Genomic DNA, 23,394 nt, shown 5'->3' with positions numbered 1-23,394 from the left:
CTACCGGCAGTTGAATAAAAGGGATGCAGCCGTTCAACCAGCGATTGATAGGAATGTGTATGCTGAAATGCTATGCTGTTTTCAACAGTGTGCACTGTACATTTTATAAACTCGGAGGGATATCATGCTCGACTTACGTAGAATTGGGGCGTATATATCGCGGCTTCGCAAAGACCAGGACTGGACACAGCTGGAGCTTGCCGATCAACTGAATGTAAGTCATCAGGCGGTCTCGAAATGGGAGCGTGGCGACTCGCTGCCGGATATTGGAACACTTCCGCAGGTTGCGGGGTTATTCGGCCTAACCGTAGACGACATTTTGAATGCAGGAGATCACGCAGAACATCGGGAGCACCTGCATCTGGGTCGGATCGTAGAGGAGATTGCAGAGAACAGGCCGGGCCAGGTTACAGAGCTGGTCAATGCCGGTAAGCTGGAGATGGAAGAGCTTGTAGAGGTAGCGCCTTTTGTAAAAGCTAGTGCCCTGAATAAGGTTACAGAGGGCATAGACAGCAGCGTCCTTACGCTAGAGGTAATTATGCGGCTGGCCCCGTTCCTGGGAAGAGATACATTGGATGAACTGGTTCGTCAGGCTGAACAGAAAGAAATAGCTTGGAATGTCATTTCTGGACTTGCCCCGTTCGTCAGCAGCAGCACCTTACGCCGGCTGGTCGATCAATCAGCAGACGGTTCCAGAGAGGTGAACAATCTTGTCGGCATCGCCCCGTTTCTGGAACGGGAACAGCTGGACCTGTTGGTGCAACAAGCCAGAGGGGAGAGCCCCAGCTGGCATTCCATTCAAGGGCTGGCCCCCTTTATTAGCAGAGAGACGTTAGGCAATCTAGTTGACCGGGTGGCAGACGGTACTGTCGATGGAAATCGGCTCACAGGCCTCGCTCCTTTTCTGGACAGAGGGAAGCTTGAGAAGTTGCTTGGTGAAGTCGAAGCGGATCAGCTCAGCCCGGATTTGTTGGCAAGCCTAGCTCCTTTCCTGGATCAAGGGACGTTAAGCAGAATGGTGACAGGCTTACTGAATAAAGGGAAGTAGACACCAAAAGGAAAAAAGACCGCAAAAACAGAGCACCGGCGTAACCGCCGCCATGCTCTGTTTTGCGTTAAATATGGGCAGTGATACTACAGCCCGAGCGTATTGCCCTTTTCTAGCCGCTGAATCTGCTGTTCCCCGTTATCTGCCAGCTCCCGGAACTGGGTAATGGTCTCCCGCATCTTGGGGAGCGCCTCCTGCTTGTAGGTGCTGATTGAATCCAGGGCAGAGAGAACGTCTGTGAAAGCCTGCTTCAGCGTATCGACCGAAATACTGGTTTCAAGCGATTGCTTATGAATGGCAGCACCCTGCTCCTTAAGCATTCTGGAGGTGCCGCTGATCAGATTGTCGGTGGTCTGGTTCAGCAGCTCGATTTTTTGGAGCACGATCTTCTGGTTGTACAAAGCGCTGGCTACTGTAACCGAAATTTTGAGCGCAGATACCGTGACATTCCGTGCTCTGTCGACTCCACGGATCAGTTCCTTGTTGTTGCGGATAACAACCTCAATGGCCATAATTCCCTGTTGATTAACCACGAGCATCTGCTGCAGATCCATGACCCGCTGGCGCAGCGGGAACAGCACTTCCTCCGTGATGAACCGCACCTTATCCTCATCTTCACCGCGCTGCTTGGCCGCTTCAATCTGCTTCTCGATCTCCTCATCCATCAGGATGCCGAGCTGAATCTCCTTCTTAAGGCGCTTGGTCAGCTCCCGCAGGGTCTGCTGTTCAATCTCCAGTGTTGTATTGTCATTCTTCAGCACGGCTTTGCCTTTATCCAGAGATAGAATAATATCAGAGATGACGACATCGGCCTTTTGATATTTGGCGAAATAATTACGCAGGGGGTGGAAAAACTTGCCGAGGAACCCGCTTTTGGCAAAATCGACTGCGCTGGGGTCCAGATCCTTGAGCTGCTGGTGCAGCTCGGTTAATCCCTTGGCGACCTGGCCGCCTTCATCCCCGGTCTTGGACAGATTGCCCACCGATACCTGAAGCAGGGAGTTCTTCTCCGACGAGGAGCGCATGGTGCCCATCCCGAAGCTGTCAATCGACTTCAGCACGGCTTTGCGTTTCTCCAGAGACTCGAAGTCCAGCTCCAGAATACTGGAGACATTATTGATTGCCTGCTCCTTAAGCTGGGTGACTTCCTCCGGCTCCGGCTGGACCTGCTCCTCGATGACCGATTTCAGCTTCTCGGGGCTGGGAATTTCCATGGTGAATGACATATGAACCCTCCTTCAGAATATAAAGTCTACATTTGCACGTTGAGCAGGTTTCCGATTTTGTATACTACATCCTCTGTGTCAGCGTTGATATTGGCCGCCTCGTTGATGCTGGAGATGCTCTCCAGTGCCTTGATATTGGCGTTATACCCGATGGTGTATACCGGAATCTTATAAGTCTCGATCAGGCCCCGGATATCATCCAGGGAATGGCCTTCGTTGGTCTCCCCGTCGCTAAGCACGAAGATCAGGGGCTTCATATCCGGGTTCACCGCCAGCTCATCCTTCAGCATCTTCATCGCAACCACCAACCCGTCGAAGGTAGCCGTGCCGCCCACAGGCTGAAGGCTGTTAATCGCGCCTACGAACATGGACTGCTGATTGGTGTCATATTTGCCGATGGGCAGATTGATGGTCACATCACTGGAATAGGAGACGAAGCCGATGCTGTTGTCCTTACCGAGGAATTTCTGGCCCTTCAGCAGGGACTCCTTCAGACGGTTCAGCGGCTCACCGGCCATGCTTCCCGAGACATCGGCTACGAATACTGCCGCAATCGGCTTGCTGCCGTTCTTTTTCTCCTTCCAGAGCTTCTGGGCCGAGGAGAGAATGGAGCCGTCAACCGGTGCCAGCTCGGAGACATAGTCCGTCAGGCCGTTGAAGCCCTTGTCCGCAGCCGTCTTCTGGTACTTATCCTGCTGGACGAATTCGCCGAACTTCTTGATGATCGCCAGCTTCTCCGGCGGCAGCTGCCCTAGTGCATACAGCGGGCTGTCATGTCTTACCCCGAACGGGGTGAACACATAGCCGCTGGTCAAATCCTTCGCATTGACGAAGGTCTGATACTCAAGGACGAAGGCATCCAGCATGCCGGATTTGGCCGCTTCCCGCATTTGCAGGGTGGTGGAGGCAATGAAGGGCACGTTGGCCTGGAACTTCTCGAAGCCTTGAACCGCCTTGTCTCCCAGCAGATCCGAACTGTCGAAGGTACTCAGTGCGGTGACCAGGAAGTTCAGACCCGTTGAGCTGGCAAAAGGATCGGTGTACCCCATCGCCAGCTCATTAGCCGCAATGGCATCGGTAATTGTCTTGACGTTGATCGAGCCGTATTTGTCGACCAGCTGATCGTATTTCTGCTTGCTCATTACCACTCCGGCCACGTTGCCGGTCAGACGCTTCGTAACCAGCTCGGCCTGCACGCCGCTGGCCTTGACCATTTCGCCCCATAGCTCATTAGAGGGAGTGAAGGCGTCAGGCACATATTTGCCGGACCGGATATAATCAGCGGCTGTGCCGGAAGCGATGTTGCGGATTTTGACTGAGGCGGGTTTGCCGTCTATTGTAATACCGGCAGCGTTGAAGTCTGCGGCGACCTCATTCAGCCAGCCGTCATTGCCTGTTCCTGACTTCTCCGTGGAGGAGAAAATCTCGACGAAGCTATCCGTGGTGCTCTCAATGGAGATGGGGAACTTGGAGATATCGGGCAACGAATCGCCGATGGATGCCGGATCAAGATCGATCTGCCCTTTTACAGGCTCAGCACTGGTCACGTTGATATCCTTATAGATGCGGTTCAGTCTTTTGTCGGCGTCTTCGGCAGAGATTTCTGTCTTGGATTTGCCCAGATTGGACGTTAAGGTAATTCCGAAATAGACAAGTGCGAAGACGGATGCGGCGATAATGCCGAGTATGAACAGTGTTTTGCCTTTCCTCATAGGTTCATCTCCCTTTCCTTACTGATAGAGTTTCGTCTGCCCGATCAGGGCGGTTAATTCCTGCATGCATGGCATTTCTTCCACATTGCTATAATCTGCGCTGCCCAGCTCGGTAATCTCCAGCAGCAGCTGATCCAGCTTCAACAGAATTTCCTCATTGGCCCCGAGGCAGCCTTTGACATAAGAGAGATATTCATTGTATAGCGCAGTTTTCTTCTGAATCAGGGAACTGGAGAACCGGCTTGATGCGTTATCGGCGCTGAATTTGGCGAACTCCGCGGCATCGAATACACTAAGCTTGTTCAGAAGCCCCCGGATATTCAGGTAGAAGAGCTTCTCAACCTCCATAATGACGGAATGAAACTTGCGGAAGCTGAGCTCAGCCGGATCGAACCTGCGGCCCAGCACCTGGAGCAGTGCGGTCTTCTTCTTCTCAATCCGCTCCATCTGGTCCAGGGCGAGGGAGATATCATCCTTCAGCACCTTCACATTCCGGTGACGGCCGAGGCCGGCAATGTAATCCTCCCGCGTCTCTAATTGCACGCTGACGGGCTTGGCAGCCGGGGGTTTGAAGAGCAAGGTGTAACTGCCGTATAGGACGACCAGCAGACTGATGATTAGCAGGGTTACTGCCGATGCCGTTTCCAGCGGGCTTCCGCCGATCTCGATACCGAGCAGACCGGGAGATAGAACGATGACATTTAAGATTACAACTCCGGCAATCATGCCGAGGAGCTTAACGGGCCCGGATCTGTTCAGGATCTACACCTCCTCCGTAGTAGTATATTTGGGGATAGCAGCTTGAATCACATGAAATGGGATTGGAATGAAGGCTATTACAGACTGCTACGTATCGAAACTTGTCAATGTTTCAAATTTTTACGATCGCGCCGGATTGAGGACGGGTTTTCACCATATGTAAGGCTCCTTTCGAATGAACTGCTGAATTGAGTTACATTTTATCATAATTTGGGAGAGGGGGGGCTGTGTTTGTATTGTTCATTGGCTGGAAAATTGATTAAAAAGAGGTCTACGTACGGTGAATTTCAAATTTAAAAGAATTAAGGCTTGACGTCAGCTCACTTGGCGTGTAACATATGAACAGTCGTCAACCAGGCAATCATTCATAACTCTATATTGTTCTCGTATAACCTCGCAGCCATTCAGATGTCAAAGGGCGAGGGTTTCTACAGGAAGCCTACTCTTCCTAACTACGATGATAAGGACCATGAACCAGCGGTCCCTGTCCCGGAGTTAGGATTTTTTGCGTCTCTGCGGTCCTTGACCTTGACGCAGCATGATTCAGATCAGAAGATTCAGGAGGCATAACAGACATGAAAGATATGAAATATTTAATCTCCGTACTTGTAGGCGCTATGAGCTACGGCATTTTATCAACGATTGTTGTATTGGCCTACGGGCAAGGTTACAAGCTGGGAGAGGTGGTCGGCACTCAGCTCTTAACCGGCTGTATTCTCGCCTGGCTGCTTGCGTTATATACCAAGCTCAGAGCGAACCGCAAACAGCGCAGCACAGCGAACGTTGCGGCGTCCGCTAAGGCGGCTCCCACCCGGCTGACCTGGAAGCATAGACTGCTCTTGATGATGGCGGGTGCGCCAACTGTGGTTACCGGTCTGCTGTATTACCAGTCGCTCCGGTATATTCCGGCTTCGCTGGCGATTATCCTGCTGTTCCAGTTCACCTGGATCAGTGTGCTGATTCAGGCGGTAAGCAAACGTCAACGCCCTGACAAAATCACGGTGCTGACGCTGATCCTGCTGTTCGGCGGAACCCTGCTGGCCGCAGGTATTCTGAATCAGGGAGCTGCCGAGTTTAACCTGCTGGGGCTGCTGCTGGGATTATTATCGGCAGTCAGCTATTCGATGTTCATTATCTTCAGCGGCAAAGCCGTTCCTTCGGCCCATCCTGCCTACCGGAGCGCCTGGATGGTCACTGGCGGCCTGGTGCTGCTGTGTATCCTGTTCCCGCCGACCTTCCTGTTTAACGGTATGCTATGGGGACCGCTGCTGCTGTTCGGCTTCCTGCTGGGCTTGTTCGGCGCCTTTATCCCGCCGCTGCTGTTCGCCATCGGGGTTCCGCATATCGGCGGAGGGATGGCCGGTATTCTGGGCGCCGTCGAACTGCCTGTGGCTGTCTTAATGTCCTCGTTCGTATTGCAAGAGCATGTAAGTCTTCTGCAATGGACCGGAGTGGTGCTGGTGCTGCTGGGTGTGGTATTGCCGGAGCTGTATAAGCTGCGGTGGGGTAATGCACAGAGCGTGAGTTCGTCATCGGTCTGAGCTCTGGAGGATAGAAGAAGAGGAGTGTTCCCAGTGAATAGGGGAGCACTCCTTTTACAGTTAGCATTGTTGTCTTTGTCTGTGGAACTATATGGATGTCGACTTGTAACTTTCTTGTAAAATTTGTTTTGCAATATAAATGATCTGACCCGTATGCTCCGAGTAATGTGCGGCACATTGATGCAACATATCCAGATTTGTTCTTTCACGATTCCTGACCCATTGTGTTTGCTCTAACTCTTCATCGGTAATGTTTTTTACCGTGGCAATGATCAATTCAAACTTAGCTTGGATGATCTGTTCCAGTTCGGACCTGGTAATATACGTTGGTTTGAGCTCCTCATCACGATTTCTATGAACGTCTTGATGTAAAATTCCCTTTAAAATTCTTTCATGAATGTTACCTTCAACATGTTTTATTAATGTCGAGATGCTGTTACTTGTGTTATCAGGTCTCCAATTTACCTGTTCATCATTGAGTTGTTGCAGGGCTTTAATTAGACGTGTACTTATCTCATCAAACTTTTTTGAAAGCCAATCCCTGTTAAAATCATATTTCATTGATATTACCTCCTAAGAATATGATTACCATATTTTACTTGTTCGACTTAATGTTCTTGTAATCCTTCTTACTAACTAAGGGAAATGGTAATGTTTTCTCGTTTGGTGCTTTTCACTATGTCATTTGTAAGCGCAAACATTTTTGTTGCCAAAAGTGAAATTCAGTGCTATTCTGAATTTGGGATTGTTACTGCAAAGGCAAAACCCAAAACATGGTCACGTGTTTTGGGTTTTGCCTTTCTTTATGTTAAGGGCCCTGCGGGACGCTGCAAGGAACCTTGACCCGTCTAACATCCTGTAAGCAGTGCCAAATGAAATTCGGGGTAAAGGAGGGCAGCTTGGTTGATTATCGAGAAGATTTTCAATAACAATGCCATTATTGCCAAGGATTCAGGTAAGGATGAATTGGTTGTTATGGGACGCGGCATCGGCTTCAAGAAGAGTCCGGGTGACCCGGTGGATGTATCCCTGATCGAGAAGACATTTGTACTGAAGCGAAATGACGCGTCCGAGAAATTCAAGGCCTTAATGGCGGATGCCCCCGCCGAATATGTAGCCTTAAGCTATGACATTATCGAGTATGCCAAGCAGACGCTGAAGGCCCGGCTGAGCGATTATATCTATGTGACCTTGACGGATCATTTGACTCATGCGCTGAGGCTTCATGAGCAGGGCATCCATAATGACAATCCGCTTCTCTGGGAGATTCAGCGCTGTTATCCGAGGGAGTATGCCATCGGACATCATGCTATGGGGATGATTGAGCAGGATACCCGTATCCGCCTACCGGAGGATGAGGCCGGGAACATTGCACTCCATCTGATCAACGCGCAAATGAACAGCTCAGGCAACAGGATTGCAGATCTTACCAGGCAGACCCAGCAGATTGATGACATCCTCAATATTGTAAAGTATTCCTATAACAACGAGATTGATGAGAATACCGTCAGCTACGAACGGTTCATCACCCATTTGCGTTATTTCTTCCAGCGTTCACGCAAGCAGGAGCCGGTGGAGTCGGTGGATGATTTTCTGCTCAAGCAGGTGAGGGTGAAATACAGGAAGGCGCATCAATGTGTGCTCAAAATCGAGAAGTATCTGGATCTGAAGCTCCTGGATGAAGAAATCCTGTATCTGACGATTCACATTCAGCGGGTAACGCAAAGACAAACTGAATAAAACCACTTGGATTGTTACTGGTCATGCAGGCGAAACCAAATCAGGCAGGAAGCTGCCGGGATGGTTTCGCCTTTTGCTTATCATTCATCAGGAAACGGGAGGACTTACTATGAAATATGAGGCACTAGCCAAGGATATTATCAAGCAGGTCGGCGGCAAGGAGAATATCAACGGACTCAGCCATTGCATTACCCGCCTGCGCTTCAAGCTGAAGAATGAGGCGGTGGCGAATACAGATGTGCTGAAGAACATGGACGGAATTGTAACGGTGATTCAGAGCGGCGGCCAGTATCAGGTCGTGATCGGCAATCATGTGTCTGAGGTCTATGCCCAGGTGATGACAGCGGGAGGATTGCAGGAAGGCGGATCAGAGACAGCCTCCGGCGAGAAAATGGGTCTGTTCAACAGCTTCATTGACATGATCTCCGGCGTATTCTCGCCGACCCTTGGTGTACTGGCTGCGACCGGGATGATTAAGGGCTTCACCGCCCTGTTTCTAACTGTGGGACTCCTCACCAAGGAGTCGGGGACCTACCAGATTCTGAATGCGCTCGGGGATTGCCTGTTCTACTTCTTCCCGATCTTCCTGGGGTATACCTCGGCTAAGAAATTCGGAGCCAATATCTTTATCGGGATGGCGATAGGCGCTACGCTGGTGTACCCGTCCTTCGGCACGATCACGGCGGCGGGCGAACCACTGTACACGCTTTTTAGCGGAACGATCTTTGAATCGCCTGTGTACATTACCTTCCTGGGGATTCCGGTCATCCTGATGTCCTATACCTCCAGCGTTATTCCGATCATCATCTCGACTTATATTGGCTCCAAGCTGGAAGCCTTCTTCCGAAAAGTGACGCCGAGCGTGGTACGTACCTTCCTCGTCCCGTTCTTCACCCTGCTGGTCACCGTTCCGCTGGCGCTGATTGCAATCGGACCGATCTCCACCTGGGCCGGACAGCTGCTGGGGCAGGGAACCTTGTTCCTCTACAATCTCAGTCCGGTTATTGAGGGGCTGCTGGTAGGCGCGTTCTGGCAGGTCTTCGTCATCTTCGGGCTGCACTGGGGTCTGGTGCCGATTGCCCTCAATAACATGGCTGTTCTGAAATCCGATCCGATTCTGGCGGCTTCCTTCGGCGCTTCGTTTGCCCAGACCGGTGCTGTGCTGGCGATTATGCTGCGCACCAAGAATGCCAAGCTGAAGTCATTGTCGATTCCGGCTATTATCTCAGGGATCTTCGGAGTTACGGAGCCTGCCATTTACGGGATTACGCTGCCGCGCAAGAAGCCGTTCATCTTAAGCTGTGTCGCGGCGGCGGTCGGCGGCGGTATTGTTGGTCTGATGGGCACCAAAGGCTATATTCTCGGCGGTCTGGGGATTTTCGGTATCCCAAGCTACATTAGTCCTGACGGGATGGATACAGGCTTCTACGGCGCGATTGCCGCCATTGTAATCAGCTTCATTCTCGGGTTCATTCTTGTCTTCTTCTCCGGGTTCAAGGATGAGGAAGCGGTGGACAGCAAGAGCGGCGGGACTGCCCGGAGTAATCTGGTGAAGCAGGAGACGGTGGGAAGTCCGCTGAAGGGCCAGATCAGAGCCTTGTCGGAGCTTACGGACGAAGCTTTTTCTACTGGCGCAATGGGCAAAGGTATAGCGATTGAACCGCTGGAAGGCAAGGTGTACTCTCCCGTTGACGGGGTACTGACCACCTTATTCGCCTCCGGCCATGCGATCGGTATTACCAGTGATAACGGGGTCGATATTCTGATTCATGTCGGGAAGGACACGGTCAAATTGAAAGGCAAACACTTCACCCCCCGGGCCAAGCAAGGCGATACCGTCACCAAAGGGCAGTTGCTCATGGAGTTCGACGTTGCCGCGATCAGAGAGGCGGGCTATACGCTGACCACGCCTGTGATCATCTCCAATTCCGGTGAGTATCTCGACGTTATTGAGACGGACCAGAAGAGCGTTGATTACCGGGAGAATCTGCTGACTGTCATGATCTAAACGGTATCCTAATTCAATCTCAGGAGGAACGAATATGAATAAGAACGTGAATGTAAGTGTGAACAACAGAAGTTTTCCGGCAAATTTCCTGTGGGGCGGGGCAACGGCTGCGAATCAGCTCGAAGGCGGGTTCGATGCGGGAGGCAAGGGGTTAAGCACAGCAGATGTCATGACCGCAGGAACGCATACGGTCTCCCGGAGAATTACTCCGGTGCTGGAAGCCGGGGCTAATTATCCGAGTCATGAAGCGGTTGATTTCTATCACCGGTACGAAGAGGATATCGCGCTGTTCGCCGAGATGGGCTTCAAGGTGTTCCGCATGTCCATCGCCTGGTCGCGGATCTTCCCGAACGGGGATGATGCCATGCCAAGTGAAGAAGGGCTGCAGTTCTATGACCGGGTATTTGCCGAGCTGGCCAAGCACGGGATCGAACCGCTGGTGACGATCTCGCACTATGAAGCGCCTTATCATCTGGCTGAAGCTTATAACGGATGGGCGGACCGCAGAACGATCGATTTCTATGTCCGTTACTGTGAGGTGATCTTTAACCGCTACAAGCACAGCGTGAAGTATTGGCTGACCTTCAATGAGATCAACATCCTCACGATGCCGTTCGGGACATTCATGGCCGGGGCGATGAAGCCGGAGGGAAATGCTGAGTTGACTGCGTCTGTGCAAACCGACAATGAGCAGCTAAGATACCAAGCGCTCCATCACCAGTTCATCGCCAGTGCCAGAGCCGTGAAGCTGGGACATGAGATTCATAAGGATTTTCAGATCGGCTGTATGATTGCCTACATGTGCTCTTACCCGCTGACCTGTAATCCCGAGGATGTGCTGCTGGCCCAGCAGAAGGATAATCTGAGTAATTTCCTCTGCTCCGATGTTCAGGTGAGAGGCGCTTATCCGGGCTTCGCGCTGCGATACTTCCAGGAGAAGCAGATTGAGCTGCAGATGGAGGAAGGTGACGGGCAGATTCTTAAGGAGGGCTGTGTGGACTTCTACACCTTCAGTTACTATTCATCCACCTGCGTAAGCGCAGCTCCGGATCAGGAGTCGATTGGCGGCAATATGTCGCTGGGTCTGAAGAACCCGTATTTGCAGGCAAGTGCCTGGGAATGGCAGATTGACCCGCAAGGCCTGCGGTGGTCCCTGAATAATATCTACAACCGTTACGGACTGCCGATGATGGTGGTGGAGAACGGCCTTGGCGCAGTGGATGCCGTAGAAGCAGACGGTTCAATCAAGGATAATTACCGGATCGACTATCTGCGGGAGCATGTCCGGGCGATGGGTGAGGCGCTGGCTGACGGCGTGGATTTGATCGGATACACCTCCTGGGGCTGCATCGATCTGGTCAGTGCAGGCACCGGAGAGATGAAGAAGCGCTACGGCTTCATCTATGTGGATAAGGATAACGAAGGCAAGGGTACTCTGGACCGGTCCCGCAAAGACAGCTTTTTCTGGTATCAAAGGGTAATCGCCAGTAACGGAGCTGAGCTGGAGTAATCCGCGTCTGCCGTCAGCTCACTTTTACAAATATCTGTCTGCTGTTTCAGTCCGCCATCCCTACGGTATATGATTATTAACAACCATTAAAGGGGATTTCCTATGATCATAAAAGGGATCGAGAATATGGACGGCGGCAATATAATGAGCCAGATTCAGCAAGGCGGCAAATTCGTGATCTACACGTATTGCTTCTCTGTTGTCCTGATGACGTTCAGACGCAGCTCGAGCATCTATTTCATCAAGGCGGGCGAGGGCTCCGTCAAAAAAGGCTTGAAGTACACCCTGCTGACGTTCCTAGTGGGCTGGTGGGGGATTCCCTGGGGGCCGATCTATTCCATCGGCGCGTTCATCACCAATTTTAAGGGGGGCAAGGATGTCACGAATGAAGTGTTAGCCGCCCTGTCTAACCAGAACGCTTCATAAATAGAAGTACACATATGAGAAGCTGTCCCGCAAGCCGTGAAATATGGCTGATTGGGGCAGCTTTTTATTTCCCGCTGAAACGCTGCCATACTATAAAAGGACGGCAAAGCCGTTTCCACTTGGCTGAAGTGGTGATCTGTAGTCTGCTCACTGGAGTAACCACTTAATTATCTATAGCACCTTATAATATGTTATAATGAATTTCTGATTTCATATTACTAAGCAGAATAGAGGTCGCCAGAGGATGAAAGTAAAAATTAACCGCAATGCAGCTAAGGTTCTAAAAGATATGCTGAACAGCCCGGAAGCGGAAGGCAAGAAAATCCGCGTGGTCATCACCCAGAATCACGGAGATCACGGACACTATGACGTAGCGCTGGATACACCTACTGAGCACGATGAAGTGGTTGCTACAGATAAGGATATCGAGATTCTGCTGGATACCCGCGAACCGCTGCTCGACGGCGTCTGGATTCAGTATTTCTATGTACCGCAGGAAGGCTTCTTCATCACCAATCCGTCCACCGGATTCCTGGAGAAATAAGCAGCAGATTACTATTATCTGTGTTGCCTTAGGGGCGGCACCATCTGAATCAGCCTCACCCGGCTGGTAAGACGGTGCCGTTTTTTTGTTGTTAGATTTTAGGGAGATCCTGCACGAAGTGCAACCATGCTGCTCCATACAAGCGTGGTTAAAACAAAAAACACTTAGATAGGGATTTTCTTCTATTGAGGTGGAGGTTTGAGAATGAAAGCATGACGCTATGGAGCAGGGTTAGCACATCTAAATGCGAATGTATGTTCCTTTTATTATATACAATCCCATAATGATGGAATATAATTACATGCGAGACGTCCGATACTTGTCCCAGGAGGCGATAGAGATTTCTATACCGCATGATGAGGCTTTTAAAAAGCTGCTGGAAACTTTTTATCAGGAATTCATTGAGCTGTTCTTTCCTGAACTGGGCGCTATGCTCGACTATAGCGAGACCCGGTTTCTGATGCAGGAATTGCTGGTGGACATTGTCGGTGAGGAGGCGCGCGAGCTGGATCTGCTGCTGGAGACCCGCTACAAAGGGCTGGACGGTTATATTCTGATTCACTTGGAGCCGCAATCGTACAAGGATCACGAATTCCGTGAACGAATGTTTATCTATTTCAGCCGCCTGTTCGAGCGCTACCGCAAAGACCATAAGCTGATTATCCCGATTGCGATTTTCACCTCGGATGAGGCAAGGGAGGAACGGGACACGCTGGAGATGTCCATCCCGGAACACGACATTCTGCGCTTCCAGTTTCTTAAGGTAGAGCTGCGCAAGCAGAACTGGCGGCGTTTCATCGATTCGGATAATGCGGTGGCTGCTGCGTTATTGGCGAAGATGGGGTATACTACAAGAGAAGCGAGAGATGTGCGCCGGGAATTCCTGCGGATGTTCATGAAGCTGAGAGCGCGGCTGGATCAGGGCCGATTGGCATTGATTATGTCAGTAGCGGATTTGTACTTCAAGCCGGACCGGGCACAGGATGAGGAAATTCTAAGAGAATTAATCGATGACTACTCGGAGGAGGGAGAAGTAATTATGGAACTCATGCCAGCTTGGAAGCGTTGGGGTTACGAAGAGGGTATTGCGGAAGGTATGGAAAAAGGTATTGAGAAAGGCAAAGCGGAAGGCAAAGAAGAAGGCCAGGCGGAGACGATTCGTAAGCTGCTGCTCCACGGATTTTCTCCCGAGGTAGTATCCAAGGCGGTTGAACTGCCACTGGATGAGGTTAAGAAGCTGATGTGAATACAGACCCGGGCGGATGTTGCCCGGGGTCTTTTTTTACTCTAGGCTCCTTACAGGAATATTATGTTATACCGCTCTAAAAGTCGTTGCAAAAGTATGCAATATCGTTGAATGCCTATATTAGCGGGGCGAGGATTTTTTATTATACTGTTCTTGTAAGCGATTACACACATATAGCTGGGGGGAAATTCTAGTGAATAAGAAAAAAGCAATGACACTGATGTCCAGTATCCTGATGATCTCTCTGCTTAGCGCGTGCGGAGGCGGTAACGGCAATGCCGGAGGGAACGCAGCGGAGCCGAAGGCCTCAGCCGCAGCAACGGAAGCTGCCGGAACCAATCAGCCCGCCGCAGATTCCGGCACTGTGGATACATCCCAGCCTGTTACCCTGAAGATGATCTTCGTAGGTCCGAAGCCGGTTGATTACGATCAGGTATTTGGGGAGATCAATAAGAAGCTCAAGGAGAAAATAAACGCTACACTGGAAGCCGAATTCCTGGACTGGTCCGACTGGGCGCAGAAATATCCGCTTAAGCTGGCGGCTAACGAGGACTTCGATCTGATCTATGCCGCCAACTGGGCAGGCTATAACGACCAGGCACTCAAAGGCGGGTTCCTGGAGCTGACGAACGAGCTGCTGGAGAAATATGCACCGATGACCTGGAAGGCGATGCCTGAGGTAGCTTGGGGCCAGGCGAAGGTGAACGGCAAGCTGTATATGGTGCCTCAGAACCGCGGCGAAACCGTGGAGAAGCTGATTCTGTACCGCGAAGACCTGCGCAAAAAATATAATCTGCCGGAGATCAACAGCCCGGAGGCGTACGCCAACTATCTCAAGACTATATCCGGTAAAGAGAAGGGGGTTACCCCATTCGTACCGGAGACCGGAGACTGGAAGCTGCATAATCTGGACCGGATCCTGCTCAAGCAGCAGAACGAATGGAATCTGTTCGACCTCGATCTGCCGATGGGCTTCAAGCTGGATGATCCGGCCGGCAAGGTATTCAACTTATATGAGACTCCTGAATTCAAGGAGCTTGTCTACTATTATAAAGATCTGGCCGAGAACAACGCCTGGTCGAAGAGCGCACTGAACAGCAAGCTGGATCATCAGCAGGAATTCAAGGCCGGCAAGGCAGCCTCCATCACCCACAATCTGGGTACGCTTGGCGCCTTGATGACCGATATGCGGGAGAAGAACTCCCCGTATGAGCTGGCTCTGGCCGATATTAACCCGGATAAGAAAAAATCCGTTGCCGTCTCTACGCAGAACGGCGTAGCGATTCACTCCACCTCCAAGCAGCCGGAACGTGCACTGATGATGATTGATCTGCTCCAGAACGATAAGGAACTGCATGATCTGATCATGAACGGCATCACGGCGGTTCATTATAATCCGGTCGGCGAAGATAAATTCACGAACGCCGAAAAGAATGCCAACTACACCGGCTTCTCCAACTGGGGCTTCAACTCCCCGCTGAACCGTGATAATGCTTCCTTCCCGGATGAAGCGAACGCCCTGACTGACAAATGGGAAGGTGAAGTGTATCACTATCCGCTGGAGACCTTCGTCTTCGACAACAGCAAGGTGAAGACCGAAGTGGCCAATGTCGGCAATGTCATGCTGCAATACGGCATTCCGCTGGAATACGGAACGGTGAAGGATGTAGACGCGGGTCTGGCCAAGCTCCAGCAGCAGGTTAAGGCAGCCGGTATCGACACCATCATCGCAGAGGTTCAGCGTCAGATTGATGAATTCCTGGCGAACTCAGGCCAGTAAGCCAAGCATAGCATAGCTTCAAAAAAACGAGCAGGGTTGGCAAACGCCTCCTGCTCGTTTTTTTTCGAACTCAGCTCTTGATGCGGGCTGGCGGGATACTCTGCGGATTGTTGAACACATTCCCGGGATCATATTTCGCCTTGACTCTGCGTAATCTGGCATAGTTCGTTCCATAATAGACCGGGCCGGAATGCTTGATGCCCTGGTCAGGCACGTTGATGTAGCTTCCCACGATGAACGGCTGCAGCTTGCGGCGGGTGTTGCGGACGTAGAATATATTTTTGGCGGCATCCGATTTCTTGATCCATGAGCTGTTCCACTCCACGTAGAATTTGGCCTTTCGCCAGTAGAAGGCAGTAGATTTAGGAGATTTACGGCTTACAGCCCCACCCCAATTGAGGAAAAAGAACCCGGCGTCTTTCCCCTCCACCTTCTCCAGGAACTCACGCATCGGCTTAAATGCCTGATCCGGGAACGGTTTCCTGCCGAAGGCGCTGGAGAACTGGTTGCTGAAGCGCTGAGTCTGTACCGGATCGGGAGCTAACAAGAAGCTGACCACTTGCGGATAAGGCAGGGAACGGATCGTTTGGATCGTAGGCGTTCCTACACTTGTAATGGGCTTCAAGAGGCGGACAGCCTCAGCCTTAGATCCGAGGAATAGTCCCAGCATGCTGACATTTCCGCCTTTTTTGGGACCGATGGATAATTCACTGCCCAGTCTGGTATTCACGGCGGGAGCCCAGCGCTGCCAGGTCTTAAGGACCTTCTCGAACTGGCCCCAGGGCCAGGTGATGCGGAATACCGTTGCTGTGGCAGGAGCCGGGCGTACTTTGAATTTGTAACGGGTGCACACGCCGAAGTTGCCTCCGCCGCCGCCACGGGAAGCCCAGAGCAGATCGGCATTACTTTTCTTATTCGCAATAATAATTCTGCCCTTGGCATCGACCATTTCAAGCTCCACCAGATTATCGCTGACGAGCCCAAGGGTACGCTGAAGCGGGCCGATGCCGCCGCCCAGTGTAATGCCGCCGATTCCCACGGTAGGACTGTCCCCGAAAGGCGCCATATACCCCTTCCGGGCAAGCGTATGGGCGATTCTCCCCACTGTATTTCCGGCTCCGACGACGGCTGTCCCCGTTTTTTTGTTTAGCTTGATGCTGTTCATTTCACTGACATCAATGACGATGCCGCCGTTCACCTGGGACAGATTGACCTCCAGCGCATGTCTACCGCCTCTGGGCCGGATGGGAATCCGGTGCTCGTTGGCCCATTTGATAGCATTGGCTACATCCTGAGTCTTCTTGGCGAACACGAATACTTTGGGAAATCGGTCGGTATGCGGATCCCAATTTTTGCGCGCGGCCTCATAACCCGGATCACCTTTGTAGATGACGCGTCCGGTAAGCTTCGTTGCTGAGTTCACTGGTTTCCAGCTCCTTTTGAGCTAATATTGGCATGCATGGATATGACTTTGACTAGGTTAATGTATGCAGGGATTTAGTCTATGGAGTGGGCTATAATGCGGACTATTAATGAGAATGGTTATTAATTGTAATAGGGGTAACCGGCAAAGGATGCAGCGGAATAACAGATAAACGGAGAATGGTGATGAAGCTGAACGAATATATACATTGGTGGAACCATGCGTCGGTCAGGATTATAGATATCCGCAGTGGCAGGCTCGGCGCTTCCGTATTACCAGCTGCCTTCGAGCGCCTTCCTGTATGCTGCCCAGGGGCAGGCGCATGTGCAGCTGTATGAGGTACAGGTAACTGTCTACTTCTTGCTGTAACGGCACAATACTAGTACTAGGACGGTACAGGCGTTTCTATTTGTCTATGCCCGACAGCAGGAGTTAATTATTGCTAGAATGTACAGGTTTGTTGTAAAGCACAGCACATATATTAATCTGAAGGGGTAGATTAAATCTAGCAATTGTGAGGAGGAATAAGTATGGCGATTTTATCGACAGGTCCCATTGAGAATAGTCCTGCCGGCGGGGTCAGACCCACTCAACTGGTAACGATCAAATTCGATAACCGGGACTCGCTAATCTCTTCGGTGATTCTGGTAGAAGGCTATGTCTTGAACGGAACCCGGACGCTGTATGCGCAAGAGGAATTCTCTATCGCTCCGAATGAAGTGATCACGAAGAACTACTTCGCCGATCTGAATGCATTTGAGTTTGTTTTCACGATCGACGATGCCGCTTCAGAAGTGATTCAAATCTCGGCATGGGGCAAAAATTCGGCAGGGCAGCTGGTTACAGCTCACCGCCTGGTATCCTCTGAAGTACTGGATCCCGCAGGATCAGTGGTTTTCGAATGGGGTGAAACGATCTTTTGGGCGGATTCGGCAGCTCCAGGGCCGGGCAGCGGATCTCCGTTTGATCCGTTTAACTCACTGCAGGCGGCCATTGATGCCGCAGCCAACAGTCCTTTAGCAGTGGCTATTGGTATGAGAGCACGCTGTATTGTGCTCATTGCGGCTAATTCAATTTTTGATGAAGATGTCGTCATCCCGCCTGCCCGGCACATTCAATTGCTTGGTCTGGGTCCGTGGGTACTTGGCAATTCGGATCTGGCGAATTTCGGATCATCAACTCCGCGCAATGTAACGATACAGACCGACCCGGCTGCCGAAGACGTATACAGTGATCAAGGACCTGCCTTTGTTGCGCGCCCGGTTACTGTGATAGGCACGTTTGATAACGGCACCTCCGTAAGCACCCATACAAACTATACGGATGGAGCTATTATCAGCGGCGATATTACTTTCCAGAATGTGGCTGTGGGGGATCCCTTTACAACTATAGAATTTCAGCTTCTGAATGCCCGGGTAGTCGGAGGTATCATCCAGGCGGGACACATGGGGAATTTAAATACCTATTTATATCATAGCCGCATCAATACAATGGTTCATACGGGACTTAATATTCAGCGTATGGTTGACAGCCAGTCGGACGGGATCATCAATGTCCGCGGATATTCCCATATCACGAATACAAATATTAATGGTGCAGTCACTGTAACACTTGCCTTGACAGATGTGCCGCCAACCGGGATTTTCAGCAGCCAGTTCGCCACCATTACTTGGACCGGTCCGCTCACACTGGATACATCGTCCAACTATTATTTTGTGAACAGCGGTTCAACGTTAATCGGCACCAAAACCGTTTTATTCAGCTTGGCTTAGGATTTCCTGTGTCATGTGAGTTGCTCCTGTGCCGCCGGGCTGTTCCTTCGTCTGCTTTCAACCACAAACTGTTGAGGCCCGGTACACATGCTCAGCTGCCGGGTTGCCGGGCTTCACCCAGATGGTCTTCACCTTGTGCGCTTTGTGAAGCGTCAGCTGCTGCTTTCCATAAATAACTGTGATTGATAACACTTTAATTATTTACATTTCGTGTAATGTATATATACTTAACATTTGAAGGATTCATATCTCCGGGTTAACCGGCAAGGGAGGATATTACAGACATGACATCAATCATTAGAGTAGGCATCGTCGGATACGGAAATTTGGGTAAAGGGGTACAACAGGCCATTGAGCAGAACTCCGATATGGAGCTGGTAGCCATATTCACCCGCAGAGATCCGCAGCAGCTGGCAGACATCACAGGAACGCGCACCGAGCACATCTCAGCCGCCGAGCAGTACATAGGCAAGATTGATGTAATGATTCTGTGCGGCGGTTCCGCAACAGATCTGCCGGAGCAGACTCCGCAGCTGGCCCGGTTATTTAATACGGTGGACAGCTTTGACACTCATGCCAAAATCCCTGATTTCTTCGCTGCGGTGGACAAGTCTGCCCGCGAAGGCGGCAGCGTAAGTGTGATCTCTACCGGCTGGGACCCGGGAATGTTCTCTATGAACCGGCTGCTGATGCAGTCCATCCTGCCGGTAGGCGAGGATTATACGTTCTGGGGTACAGGAGTCAGCCAGGGGCATTCGGATGCGATCCGCCGGGTTCCCGGTGTCAAGGCAGGCGTGCAATATACCGTGCCGGTCCAGGAGGTTATTGACAGCATTCGCGGAGGCGAGACCCCGCAGCTGTCCACCCGCGAGAAGCACCGCCGGGAATGCTACGTAGTGGCTGAAGCAGGAGCTGACCGCGATGCCATTACCCGGACGATTGTGGAGATGCCGAACTATTTCGCCGATTACGACACAACGGTTCAATTCATTACGGACGAGGAGCTAGCTGCTGAGCATTCAGGGATGCCGCATGGCGGCTTCGTCATCCGCAGCGGAGTGACCGGAGGCGGAAGCAAGCAGATCGCCGAATTCGGGCTGAAGCTGGACAGCAACCCGGAATTCACCGCCAGCGTCCTGGCCGCCTATGCCCGTGCTGCTGTGCGTCTGAAGCAGGAAGGCCAGACAGGAGCTAAGACTGTATTCGACATTCCTCTCGGCCACCTGTCCCCAAGATCGGCAGAAGAACTGCGGCGCGAGCTGCTGTAGGCTACAATGAGAGATGTTGCAGGCCAAATGAGCGAATGAGGAGCGTTAGTGCTCCTTAATCCGTCGTTGGTACCTTAATTCGTCATTCATACGCATAAGACCAGCCAGGTGCGTCCAGCATAACTACTAGCGAGCACAGTATCACTAACCATCCATTTCCTAAACCTAAAAAGAGGTGTCCCCAGCCAAATGGCTTAAGGACACCTCTTCTTGTATCAATTAGTCTGTAACAGGTTACACGATACCCTGCGCCAGCATGGTATCGGCAACCTTCAGGAACCCGGCGATGTTGGCGCCGGCAACCAGGTTACCGGCGACGCCGTAATCCTCTGCTGCCTGAACGGTGCTGCTGTAGATATTTTTCATAATGACTTGCAGCTTCTCGTCCACCTCTTCGAAGGTCCAGGACAGACGCATGCTGTTCTGGCTCATCTCCAGGCCCGAGACCGCTACGCCGCCGGCATTGGCGGCCTTGGCTGGAGCGAACAACACCTGGTTCTCCAGGAACAGCTCCACCGCTTGAAGAGTGGTCGGCATATTGGCACCTTCACCGATGGCCTTAACTCCGTTCAGAATTAGAGTCCGGGCAGATTCCAAATCCAGCTCGTTCTGTGTGGCACACGGCAGCGCGATGTCGCAAGGCAGGCTCCAGATTCCGCTACAGCCCTCAACATACTCGGCATGAGGGTGCTCCTTCACATATTCGCTGATGCGCAGGCGCTCTGTTTCCTTCAGTCTTTTGACCGTAGCCAGATTGATGCCCTGAGGATCATGAATGTAACCGTTCGAATCACTGCAGGCAATCACGTGGGCTCCCAGCTGCTGAGCCTTCTCGATAGCATAGATGGAGACATTCCCGGAACCGGAGATGACCACCTTGCTGTCCTTGAAGCTTGCTCCGCGTGATGATAGCATCTCTTGCACGAAGTATACACAGCCATAGCCGGTAGCTTCCTTGCGCGCCAGACTGCCGCCATAGAGCAGCCCTTTTCCGGTAAGAACACCAGCAGCATGCCCGCCGTGAATCCGTTTGTATTGGCCGAACATATAGCCGATCTCGCGCGCGCCTACACCGATATCCCCTGCGGGAACATCTGTATCCTGTCCAATGTGGCGGTACAATTCCGTCATGAAGCTCTGGGTGAAGCGCATAACCTCTTGATCCGATTTATCCTTGGGATCGAAGTCGCTGCCGCCTTTGCCGCCGCCCATGGGCAGGCCGGTCAGCGAGTTTTTGAAAATCTGCTCGAAGCCCAGGAACTTGATAATCCCGAGGTAGACCGAAGGATGAAAGCGCAGGCCGCCTTTGTAGGGACCGATGGCACTGTTGAATTGAATGCGGAAGCCGCGGTTAACCTGCGTATTACCGGCATCGTCCACCCAAGGGACGCGGAAGGAGATGCTGCGCTCAGGCTCAACCAGCCGCTCGAGAATCCCATGCTTCATATACTGGGGGTGGCGGGTCAGAACGGGGGTGATGCTCTCCAGGAATTCCTGGACAGCCTGGTGAAATTCTGGCTCATGCGGGTCGCGCTTCTGGACCTCTGCATAGATCCGCTGCACGTACTGCACAGCCTCATTGGATACTTCTGACGATAGTGTAGGAACGATGGACACTTTGGCAAGCACTCCCTGTCTGATTGTAATTCGGGCTATCCCGTATTAATTAGAATTTAAAAGAATTCTATAAAACCTGACATCAATTTGCCAATCAATTATTTTTGGCATAGTCATTAAGAAATTCTATGAACCTCACATAATATGCCAGCTATATGCGGCAGAATGTTAATAAACCTCTGGTCAATTCAGGATTGCAGTTCCCCCTGAATAGGGTATATATAAATATTGGAAACAGCATAAAGCATTGAGAGAGAGGCGTAAGCATATGCACTTATTATCTGTTGCAGAATTGGTAGATGTGGAGAACCACGCCTGGGAAGAGATCAGGGAACTGCTGAGTCAGGGATCGCGCACCTACAGGCTGGAGGCGGCAGAAGCGGAACACGCGGTACAGACGCTGGTCCTCTTGCAGGTCAGCACGAAATCCTATCTGGGAGCGATAGCCTACGAGACAGGAGGAATCGTGTTCGAGCATGGCTGGATTACGCTGCTTGGCGCGGGAGCCGAAGGCATCTTCGGAAGCCTGACCTCATGGAATGGCCTGTCTACAGCGGACAATATTCCTCCCCTGCCGGGAATGCTGATTGTGGCCTACGATGCGGCAGGCGGCTTCTTCGGCCTCGATACGGGGCGGTTCGGGCAGTCGGGTCATATCTATTATTATGCCCCGGATGTCCTGAAGTGGGAGACAACGGAGCTAACCTATTCGGGCTTCATCGGCTGGCTGGCAGAAGGGGACCTGGATCTGTTCTACGAAACATTCCGCTGGGAGGGCTGGGAAGAGGAGGTCCAGCAGCTTGAGCCGGACCAGGTCATGGGCTATTACCCGCCGCTGTGGACGAAGGAAGGCAGCGGTCCGCTTAGCAGCAAAGCGCCAGCCTCTATTCTGGAGGCCTGGCATTCAGCGAGAAGTGTGGGCTCGGAATGAAGAAGAGTAAGAGAGCAGACGGAACGAGCAGCCGCCGGGAACAAATGCTTCTGTTTTGTCCAAGTCTTGTCCGTAAACTTTACAAACAGCATCGGAATAGGTATAATTTAAGTATATTTCAGGGTTTGAAACAACAAAGAGGGGCCTAACGCCATTAGGCTCCTTTTGTATTTTCACCCATGTTAACAGGAGGGCGAAAGTCATTCACAAGGAAAAGATTATGGTATGTGTTCATTATGGGCCGCATGGGGAGCGTCTGATCCGGCGTGGTGTCGAGCTATCTGAGATGCTTGGGTCACCGCTCTATGTGCTCAATGTGGAAAGTTCAGACAGTGATGAATATAATCAAAGCAAAGAAATGTATATGGCAGTCTGGAAACGTCTGGCTGAAGAAGCAGGCGCTGAGTTCATGGTCCGCAAACGCCGCGGCCGCAAGACCACGGATGTGATCGTTGAAGCGGCAGAGGAGCATGAAGTCACTCAGATTATTATCGGGCAATCCGCCCAGACCCTGTGGCAGGAGTTGACCAAGCGTAACTTCGTCAATGAGCTGATCAGCAAGATGAAGATGATGGATCTGCATGTGGTTGCAGTTCAGCGTATGCGCGCCGGTCTTGAAGAGACCCACGAAGAAGGGGTAACCGCTTATTTGGTGAAGAACGAAGGAATGTATCAGCTCAGCGATGAGCCGGAAGGTACAGACTTCATTAAAGGGAAATACTTCCACGAATTGCACACCGAGTTTGAGAATGGCTTGTTCAAAATTGAGCAAGATGGTAAAGCAAGATATTTGCATATCTGTGAAGGGAACTTGGCCGATCCGCTATAACCGGTCTTGTTGTA

19 protein-coding genes are annotated in these 23,394 nt (G+C 51.5%); 13 read left to right on the top strand and 6 right to left on the bottom strand.

Going from position 1 to position 23,394, the window contains the following annotated elements; translation table 11 throughout:
• The first annotated feature begins 124 nt into the window (after positions 1–124).
• A complete protein-coding gene (locus C173_RS33040) occupies positions 125–1,048 on the top strand; it encodes a helix-turn-helix domain-containing protein (RefSeq protein ID WP_051478316.1) in 924 nt (307 codons plus the stop codon).
• An 86-nt stretch (positions 1,049–1,134) separates the two neighbouring features.
• Here the strand turns inward: C173_RS33040 and C173_RS23265 are convergent, their stop codons facing one another.
• Genes C173_RS23265 through C173_RS23255 form a run of 3 tightly spaced genes read right to left on the bottom strand, consistent with a single transcriptional unit; the run spans position 1,135 to position 4,712 of the window.
• The gene (locus tag C173_RS23265) at positions 1,135–2,274 is read right to left on the bottom strand and encodes a toxic anion resistance protein (protein ID WP_036729087.1); all 1,140 of its coding nucleotides are present in this window, start codon (positions 2,272–2,274) and stop codon (positions 1,135–1,137) included.
• A gap of 26 nt (positions 2,275–2,300) precedes the next feature.
• Complete coding sequence (locus tag C173_RS23260) at positions 2,301–3,986, bottom strand: vWA domain-containing protein (RefSeq protein ID WP_036729085.1); 1,686 nt, start codon at positions 3,984–3,986, stop codon at positions 2,301–2,303.
• Positions 3,987–4,004: 18 nt separating this feature from the next.
• Entirely contained in the window at positions 4,005–4,712 is a 708-nt protein-coding gene (locus tag C173_RS23255; RefSeq protein ID WP_155991618.1) for a hypothetical protein, read from the bottom strand.
• A 617-nt stretch (positions 4,713–5,329) separates the two neighbouring features.
• On the opposite strand from C173_RS23255, the gene C173_RS23250 reads away from it, so the two are divergent.
• Positions 5,330–6,286: an EamA family transporter gene (locus tag C173_RS23250; RefSeq protein WP_036730119.1), complete on the top strand. Its 957-nt coding sequence runs from the start codon at positions 5,330–5,332 to the stop codon at positions 6,284–6,286.
• An 87-nt stretch (positions 6,287–6,373) separates the two neighbouring features.
• Here the strand turns inward: C173_RS23250 and C173_RS23245 are convergent, their stop codons facing one another.
• Positions 6,374–6,847, bottom strand: a complete 474-nt coding sequence (locus tag C173_RS23245; protein ID WP_036729079.1) for a DUF1572 family protein — start codon at positions 6,845–6,847, stop codon at positions 6,374–6,376.
• 342 nt (positions 6,848–7,189) lie between these two features.
• Here C173_RS23245 and licT point away from each other — a divergent pair, with 342 nt between their 5' ends.
• The 7 genes from licT to C173_RS23210 all read left to right on the top strand — a co-directional run bounded on the left by licT (position 7,190) and on the right by C173_RS23210 (position 15,540).
• On the top strand, positions 7,190–8,026 hold the full coding sequence (licT, locus tag C173_RS23240) for a BglG family transcription antiterminator LicT (RefSeq protein ID WP_036729078.1): 837 nt from the start codon (positions 7,190–7,192) through the stop codon (positions 8,024–8,026).
• 109 nt (positions 8,027–8,135) lie between these two features.
• A complete protein-coding gene (locus tag C173_RS23235) occupies positions 8,136–10,034 on the top strand; it encodes a beta-glucoside-specific PTS transporter subunit IIABC (RefSeq protein WP_036729075.1) in 1,899 nt (632 codons plus the stop codon).
• 34 nt (positions 10,035–10,068) lie between these two features.
• On the top strand, positions 10,069–11,544 hold the full coding sequence (locus C173_RS23230) for a 6-phospho-beta-glucosidase (protein ID WP_051478314.1): 1,476 nt from the start codon (positions 10,069–10,071) through the stop codon (positions 11,542–11,544).
• A gap of 102 nt (positions 11,545–11,646) precedes the next feature.
• Complete coding sequence (locus tag C173_RS23225; RefSeq protein WP_036729073.1) at positions 11,647–11,970, top strand: hypothetical protein; 324 nt, start codon at positions 11,647–11,649, stop codon at positions 11,968–11,970.
• A 244-nt stretch (positions 11,971–12,214) separates the two neighbouring features.
• Positions 12,215–12,514 (top strand): heme biosynthesis protein HemY, encoded by a 300-nt coding sequence (locus tag C173_RS23220; RefSeq protein WP_036729071.1) that lies wholly within the window; start codon positions 12,215–12,217, stop codon positions 12,512–12,514.
• A 301-nt stretch (positions 12,515–12,815) separates the two neighbouring features.
• Positions 12,816–13,760: an Rpn family recombination-promoting nuclease/putative transposase gene (locus C173_RS23215; protein WP_162174714.1), complete on the top strand. Its 945-nt coding sequence runs from the start codon at positions 12,816–12,818 to the stop codon at positions 13,758–13,760.
• 193 nt (positions 13,761–13,953) lie between these two features.
• Positions 13,954–15,540, top strand: a complete 1,587-nt coding sequence (locus C173_RS23210) for an ABC transporter substrate-binding protein (RefSeq protein ID WP_327196482.1) — start codon at positions 13,954–13,956, stop codon at positions 15,538–15,540.
• 70 nt (positions 15,541–15,610) lie between these two features.
• Here the strand turns inward: C173_RS23210 and C173_RS23205 are convergent, their stop codons facing one another.
• On the bottom strand, positions 15,611–16,963 hold the full coding sequence (locus C173_RS23205; protein WP_036729068.1) for an FAD-binding oxidoreductase: 1,353 nt from the start codon (positions 16,961–16,963) through the stop codon (positions 15,611–15,613).
• Positions 16,964–17,493: 530 nt separating this feature from the next.
• Here C173_RS23205 and C173_RS34725 point away from each other — a divergent pair.
• Both C173_RS34725 and C173_RS23195 read left to right on the top strand, forming a co-directional pair.
• Positions 17,494–18,735 carry a hypothetical protein gene (locus C173_RS34725; protein WP_063830942.1) on the top strand — a complete coding sequence of 414 codons (1,242 nt, stop codon included), beginning with the start codon at positions 17,494–17,496 and terminating at the stop codon, positions 18,733–18,735.
• Positions 18,736–19,019: 284 nt separating this feature from the next.
• Positions 19,020–20,003, top strand: a complete 984-nt coding sequence (locus C173_RS23195) for a diaminopimelate dehydrogenase (RefSeq protein WP_036729066.1) — start codon at positions 19,020–19,022, stop codon at positions 20,001–20,003.
• A gap of 234 nt (positions 20,004–20,237) precedes the next feature.
• On the opposite strand, the gene gdhA is transcribed toward C173_RS23195, so the two are convergent.
• Positions 20,238–21,614 carry an NADP-specific glutamate dehydrogenase gene (gene gdhA / locus C173_RS23190; RefSeq protein ID WP_155991639.1) on the bottom strand — a complete coding sequence of 459 codons (1,377 nt, stop codon included), beginning with the start codon at positions 21,612–21,614 and terminating at the stop codon, positions 20,238–20,240.
• A gap of 274 nt (positions 21,615–21,888) precedes the next feature.
• Here gdhA and C173_RS23185 point away from each other — a divergent pair, with 274 nt between their 5' ends.
• Positions 21,889–22,551, top strand: a complete 663-nt coding sequence (locus C173_RS23185) for a DUF2625 family protein (RefSeq protein WP_036729061.1) — start codon at positions 21,889–21,891, stop codon at positions 22,549–22,551.
• A 220-nt stretch (positions 22,552–22,771) separates the two neighbouring features.
• Positions 22,772–23,380 (top strand): universal stress protein, encoded by a 609-nt coding sequence (locus tag C173_RS23180; RefSeq protein WP_051478312.1) that lies wholly within the window; start codon positions 22,772–22,774, stop codon positions 23,378–23,380.
• Positions 23,381–23,394: the final 14 nt, after the last annotated feature.

Source organism: Paenibacillus sp. FSL R7-277 (genome assembly GCF_000517965.1).
Classification (GTDB): Bacteria; Bacillota; Bacilli; order Paenibacillales; family Paenibacillaceae; genus Paenibacillus_AQ; species Paenibacillus_AQ silagei.
Note: the sequence above shows the minus strand (reverse complement) of the source record. Positions and strands in the feature narration are given on the sequence as shown.

Coding starts and splice junctions, on each gene's coding strand:
- C173_RS33040 (WP_051478316.1), top strand. CDS start 125: ATGCTCGACTTACGTAGAATTGGGGCGTATATATCGCGGCTTCGCAAA.
- C173_RS23265 (WP_036729087.1), bottom strand. CDS start 2,274: ATGTCATTCACCATGGAAATTCCCAGCCCCGAGAAGCTGAAATCGGTC.
- C173_RS23260 (WP_036729085.1), bottom strand. CDS start 3,986: ATGAGGAAAGGCAAAACACTGTTCATACTCGGCATTATCGCCGCATCC.
- C173_RS23255 (WP_155991618.1), bottom strand. CDS start 4,712: ATGATTGCCGGAGTTGTAATCTTAAATGTCATCGTTCTATCTCCCGGT.
- C173_RS23250 (WP_036730119.1), top strand. CDS start 5,330: ATGAAATATTTAATCTCCGTACTTGTAGGCGCTATGAGCTACGGCATT.
- C173_RS23245 (WP_036729079.1), bottom strand. CDS start 6,847: ATGAAATATGATTTTAACAGGGATTGGCTTTCAAAAAAGTTTGATGAG.
- C173_RS23235 (WP_036729075.1), top strand. CDS start 8,136: ATGAAATATGAGGCACTAGCCAAGGATATTATCAAGCAGGTCGGCGGC.
- C173_RS23230 (WP_051478314.1), top strand. CDS start 10,069: ATGAATAAGAACGTGAATGTAAGTGTGAACAACAGAAGTTTTCCGGCA.
- C173_RS23225 (WP_036729073.1), top strand. CDS start 11,647: ATGATCATAAAAGGGATCGAGAATATGGACGGCGGCAATATAATGAGC.
- C173_RS23220 (WP_036729071.1), top strand. CDS start 12,215: ATGAAAGTAAAAATTAACCGCAATGCAGCTAAGGTTCTAAAAGATATG.
- C173_RS23215 (WP_162174714.1), top strand. CDS start 12,816: ATGCGAGACGTCCGATACTTGTCCCAGGAGGCGATAGAGATTTCTATA.
- C173_RS34725 (WP_063830942.1), top strand. CDS start 17,494: ATGGCGATTTTATCGACAGGTCCCATTGAGAATAGTCCTGCCGGCGGG.
- C173_RS23195 (WP_036729066.1), top strand. CDS start 19,020: ATGACATCAATCATTAGAGTAGGCATCGTCGGATACGGAAATTTGGGT.
- C173_RS23185 (WP_036729061.1), top strand. CDS start 21,889: ATGCACTTATTATCTGTTGCAGAATTGGTAGATGTGGAGAACCACGCC.
- C173_RS23180 (WP_051478312.1), top strand. CDS start 22,772: ATGGTATGTGTTCATTATGGGCCGCATGGGGAGCGTCTGATCCGGCGT.